At 52.1% G+C, this 4592-nt stretch carries 7 protein-coding genes; 2 read left to right on the top strand and 5 right to left on the bottom strand.

Annotated features, from left to right (window positions below):
* Positions 1–151 precede the first annotated feature (151 nt).
* From PLU01S_RS24835 to PLU01S_RS24810, 5 genes are all read right to left on the bottom strand, one after another.
* Positions 152–931: a hypothetical protein gene (locus PLU01S_RS24835; protein WP_074830601.1), complete on the bottom strand. Its 780-nt coding sequence runs from the start codon at positions 929–931 to the stop codon at positions 152–154.
* The gene (locus tag PLU01S_RS24830; RefSeq protein WP_074830600.1) at positions 918–1835 is read right to left on the bottom strand and encodes a helix-turn-helix domain-containing protein; all 918 of its coding nucleotides are present in this window, start codon (positions 1833–1835) and stop codon (positions 918–920) included. The genes PLU01S_RS24835 and PLU01S_RS24830 overlap by 14 nt, the downstream gene beginning before the upstream one ends.
* Positions 1832–2578, bottom strand: a complete 747-nt coding sequence (locus PLU01S_RS24825; RefSeq protein ID WP_233432249.1) for a Rha family transcriptional regulator — start codon at positions 2576–2578, stop codon at positions 1832–1834. Before PLU01S_RS24825 ends, PLU01S_RS24830 begins: the two co-directional genes overlap by 4 nt.
* 316 nt (positions 2579–2894) lie before the next feature.
* Complete coding sequence (locus PLU01S_RS24815) at positions 2895–3110, bottom strand: hypothetical protein (RefSeq protein WP_074830594.1); 216 nt, start codon at positions 3108–3110, stop codon at positions 2895–2897.
* Positions 3111–3135: 25 nt separating this feature from the next.
* Positions 3136–3381 (bottom strand): helix-turn-helix domain-containing protein, encoded by a 246-nt coding sequence (locus PLU01S_RS24810; protein ID WP_074830591.1) that lies wholly within the window; start codon positions 3379–3381, stop codon positions 3136–3138.
* Between the two features lie 11 nt (positions 3382–3392).
* On the opposite strand from PLU01S_RS24810, the gene PLU01S_RS24805 reads away from it, so the two are divergent.
* Together PLU01S_RS24805 and PLU01S_RS24800 are read left to right on the top strand one after the other, a co-directional pair.
* The gene (locus PLU01S_RS24805) at positions 3393–4130 is read left to right on the top strand and encodes a LexA family protein (RefSeq protein ID WP_083398016.1); all 738 of its coding nucleotides are present in this window, start codon (positions 3393–3395) and stop codon (positions 4128–4130) included.
* A complete protein-coding gene (locus PLU01S_RS24800; RefSeq protein ID WP_074830588.1) occupies positions 4127–4426 on the top strand; it encodes a hypothetical protein in 300 nt (99 codons plus the stop codon). Before PLU01S_RS24805 ends, PLU01S_RS24800 begins: the two co-directional genes overlap by 4 nt.
* Positions 4427–4592 lie beyond the last annotated feature (166 nt).

The following is a 4592-nucleotide window of genomic DNA, read 5'->3' as shown; positions in this document are numbered from 1 at the left end:
CGCTCCTTGGCTTCCTTCACGCTGTCGCAGGGGTAGCCGATGGCTTCCATGCCTAGCCAGGGTTGGTACCGGGGTTCTTCTGCAATCATGTATTTGGCGACCTTGTAGCCGCCCTCGCCGGTTAGGACGTATTTGCCTGTCTGCTCCCACTTCATGCCTGCTTCTCCTTGAGCGCAGCCAGTGCGGCCTGAGCTTTGGCCTGGCGCTCCTGAAGGTCTCGAGTGATGTCCTGAATCTGTCGGTTGCGAGCGGCTTGCTTCTCGATACGCTTCTTCTTCAGTTCGGCCCGGATCTCATCCAGCTTTTCCTTCACATCGACTGTGGGTTGCGAGACGGAACCAGTGAGAAGTCCAGCGATAGCAATGCCATTGGTTGTTGGCTGTTCGTAAGCAAGGCGAAGCTTGTGCTCTTGGGCTACTTGAGGAGGCAGGCGCTTCAGGCGTTCTGCCTCTTCTATGGCAGCCAGTCGGCGCTGGGCATCGAATCCAACCGAAACCGACCACTTGACCGGAATACCTTGTTTGCGAGCATCCTCAACAAGTCGCTCGTAGGTGGACAGGAAGGCCATACGGGCACCTACCTTGTCGCCAGCACTCAGAATGGGACGCGCAGATGACATGGCCTGCATGATTTCGTCAGTCATCACAACGGTGTCGAACTCATCATTCGAAGCCAGAGCGATAGACCAAGCCTCATCCTTGCCCGGACGGCCATCAGCAGCCTGGATGCGCTGAAGGATGGCAGCCAGAGTAAGCTTGCCTGTTAGCTCACGGCGGCAGGCTCGCAGCGCATCACCAATCACTTGCTTTTCAAAGCAGGCCAAGTCCTCAGCCATGATCTTTGCCGCACCGGCGCTGATGGTCTGACCGAGGGTTTCAGCGGTGGCGCAGATAGCCATGGCGAGATCTGCAATGTCATCAGAGGAAAGCATTCTTGTTGCCTCCTTGCTTGATCAGGCTTGCAGCTTCTTGCGCTGCGTTGAGGTTGGCTTGCGTGTCTTCCATCTGGCGAGCGGTGCGGCTGTTCATCTGGCGACCAGTTACCCACTGGGTATGGATGGCTTCAGCCTTAGCAAGCAGGCTGTTCAGGCTGTGGCAGTCGTTGATCAGGCGAGCGTCGTTGATGGTCAGGTAGTACGCGGCTACGTGGTGAGCTACGTCTTGCCCTAGACGGTCAACCAGTTGGCTAAGCTGTCCCGCTACCTTGGCGTTCCATATCGGCCACGTTTCATAACGCTTGCGATAGGCGAACGCGTAATTAGCCCAGGACTTGAATGTCTTGCACTCTTGATCCTTAGGCCCAGGCATGTCAGCTGGGATATCAACCTTAGGCTGAACAGGCTCAAAAGGAATGATCTGACCGGTTGTGTTCGGCTTTGCCGATCCAGCCGGTAGTTGGTTCTCTTCCTGTTTACCTTCTTGTTTATATATTTCCTGTTTTATAGCTCCCTGTGACCCTACCCCCTCAGTTCTCTGTGAACTATGGTTAGGTCTATGTGAACCTACCTCAGGTCCCTGTGACCCTACCCCTACGCCATCTGTAGGGGGGATAGGTCTGTGTGGACCTACCCCCTCCATGCATAGACGATATTGGTTAGGGAGCTTTTCACCATTCTTGCTACGAGCCTCAACTACTAAATAGCCATCGTCTTCTAGCTTCTGTAGGGCTCGCTTGACGCTCGATACACTCATTCCGCAGTCTTCAGCGATACGCTTGTGAGAGGGATCACAGCGACCTGTATCGCTGTTAGTACGGTTAGCCAGCATGAGAAGAACGAACTTCTCACGGGTAGGCAGCATTTGACCTACTGCCCAAGCCATTGCCTGGAAGCTCATGCAGCACCTTTAAGGGCTTTGTCGTGAGTGAATAAGCCATCCCATGTCTTTTTCATGGGAAGCTCGCTCTTCAGATAGAGGTCATAGAGTCTTTGGGCGCCTTTCTGGAGAAGAACTGGCGTATAGGAAATGAATGGCTCATGACCGTGAGGGGCAACCTCATTTTGATGCTCAGTCATGTATCGATCTCTGGCATATGAAGCCACACGCCAACGAGTGCCTGACTTGCTTTCGTTATAGAGCCAACCTTTAGTCTCAAGGTGGCTGCACACCTGCATCACGTTGACGCCATTTAGCGCCTTGCAGAATTGAGGGGCAGTCATGCCCTCTTTAAAAAGGTTTTCCATGCAGACGATTTTTACTGCCTGCTCTTGGACTTGAGCGGCAAGCTGCATACGCTGCTGCTCAGCCTCATAAGCAAGTTGAATCAACTCCATGCGAGTTAATTCACGCGGCTTAGCAGCTTGTTCCTCCAGCTCAAGCCAGCGATCTACAACTTTCGCAGTGAATTCTGGAGAAAGGCGCGCAACCAGAACCAAACTGTCACGCTTGTTAAGACGATGTTCTGGATAGTATTGGCCGTTCTGTTCGTGCAGATAGGGGGTCTCCACAGATTGTGTAACCCCCTGCATTACCAGTTCACGCGCAGTACGAAGCACTTGGTCATGTCGCTTTCCAACGAGATCAGCAATCTCGCGGGATGACATCGTTACGGCATCACTTGTGTTAATCAGGTTTTGCATGTTTAATACCGTCCATCAGCTAGATCGTTGTGAAGAAGCCGGGCCGCAATCCCGGCTTTTTTATTGCCTGTCGGGGCGAATTAGCCCTAATTGGTACTATTTGGTCCCACACTTTTTAGGTGGTCCCAGGATCGATGTAACCTTCGCTTTGGGACGGCCTGCCAATGTCAAACCGCCCATTGCGATTGAGTGGATAACTAGCTCTTCCATAGCCTCGTTAAGGCTCAGCCCTCTAACCCTCATCAACCTCTCGATCTTTTCCCTTGAATCGGGCTTCAGGTCTTCATAGCGCAGCATTTGGCCCCCTTTTGGCCCATCAGGCCACGCTAGAATCTTCGCTGCTCAAAAGATCGCTATTCAGTAATTCCTCTACTGCGCCGTTCTCAATTGCCCACTCGATGAGTTCTTTCAAAAAGGTGGCGTTCTGCTTGCGTGCTCTAGCGGCTGACTTGACGATAATTTTGTTAATCGTGCTGTTAAGGCTCACCTTGTGACGGTTGTCCCTTCGGTGTGCTGGGTTTGCGTAGCTCATGCTGTTACTGCTCCTGTACTACTGGTTAAGCTGCTTGAATGGCTGTGTCCGAGGCGACGTATCGCTCGGGGTAAATGATCTGGATCTCATTGAGGTAGCCGTCGAAGACCTTTGCTAGACCTTCGGCTACGTCATAACTAGGCCTTTGAAGCTGGCGCTCGATACGGGAAAGGTTTCCGTTCTCACAGCTCACTCCAAAGGCTTTAAGCCGGGCGCAGACGTCATCAAGCGTCCAGCCTCTGGCTTTACGAGCTTTCTTTAAAGGAGTCATGGGAGGACCTCATGGAGATATACAGTTCGGATTCTGTTGATTGCGCAGAATTCTGTCAACCAAAATCTGCGCAACAAGCTTTGATTTTTGAGGATCACGCAGTCACGATGCGCGCCATGGACATTGGTGCAGCTATTCGTTCGGCCAGAAAGGCCAAAAAATGGACTCTTGAAGAGTTGTCTAACCGGGTCGGAACTGACACCGGCAACTTGTCACGCCTGGAAAGAAATAAGCAGGGTGCAAGCCGTGAGCTTTTGGCTAAGATATTTAGCGAGCTAGGAATTTCGCTTGAGCCGGTAGCTACAGATGCGATAAAAACGAACGTAGCTTTAGGCAATACCAATGTTTTCGCTGGAGGTTGGCCGATTTTGTCTTGGGTATCAGCAGGACAACTATGCTCTATGTCAGAGGTAGTTCCTCCGCAGACCGCTGAGTACGCGCCTGGCCCGCCTCGCCCGGAAGGTGGTTTCGCGCTCAAAGTTGAGGGCGACAGTATGACGGCTCAGTATCCTGGGGCCCGGTCATACCCTCACGGCAGCATTATTCTTGTAGATCCGAATAAGGAAGTGACGAACGGATGCCGCGTGATTGCTTGCATTCCAGAGTCCGAAGAGGCTGTCTTTAAGACGTATGTCATGGACTCGGGCCGTGCCTTCCTGAAGCCAATCAACCCTCAATACCCCACCTATGAGATCCACCCAGGTGTTCATATCCTTGGCGTGGTCGTAGGGATGTTCATTCCTGAATGAAGCTTGCCGCTATCTTTACGGCAATCGTTCTATCTTTTGGTATGGCCTCTGGCGGAATAGCAAAGCTGTTTCCTAGAGAGGCTGTACCCTATATCTGGATTGCCGTTTTCATACCCAGCGTTTTCTTGGCTATCACCCTCACTATGAGGCTTGATGAGAAAAGGCTGCGCTCCCCTTCTGATGTCATCCAGGCCTTCAAGGACGGATCAGATCTGTTCCTGAACTGGGTTGGCAGCTCCCTCCTGGTTTTGCTGGCTATCGGCCTGCTGTCCCTTCTGTTCGGCGGCTACCAGTAAGTTCACCCGTTCACAGAACCCGCAATTAGCGGGTTTTTTTGTGCCTGCAAAAAATATCAAAAATCTGCATTTCTGCGCTTGACGCAAATTTTAATCTGCGCATAATACAAACCATGAACTGCGCATTACGCAGATTCGAGGGACAAATTGGTCCCGCCGCTCTTTA

This window comes from Pseudomonas luteola NBRC 103146, from assembly GCF_002091675.1.
GTDB lineage: Bacteria > Pseudomonadota > Gammaproteobacteria > Pseudomonadales > Pseudomonadaceae > Chryseomonas > Chryseomonas luteola.
The sequence above is the reverse complement of the archived record's forward strand: the minus strand, read 5'-3'. Positions and strand labels throughout refer to the sequence as shown.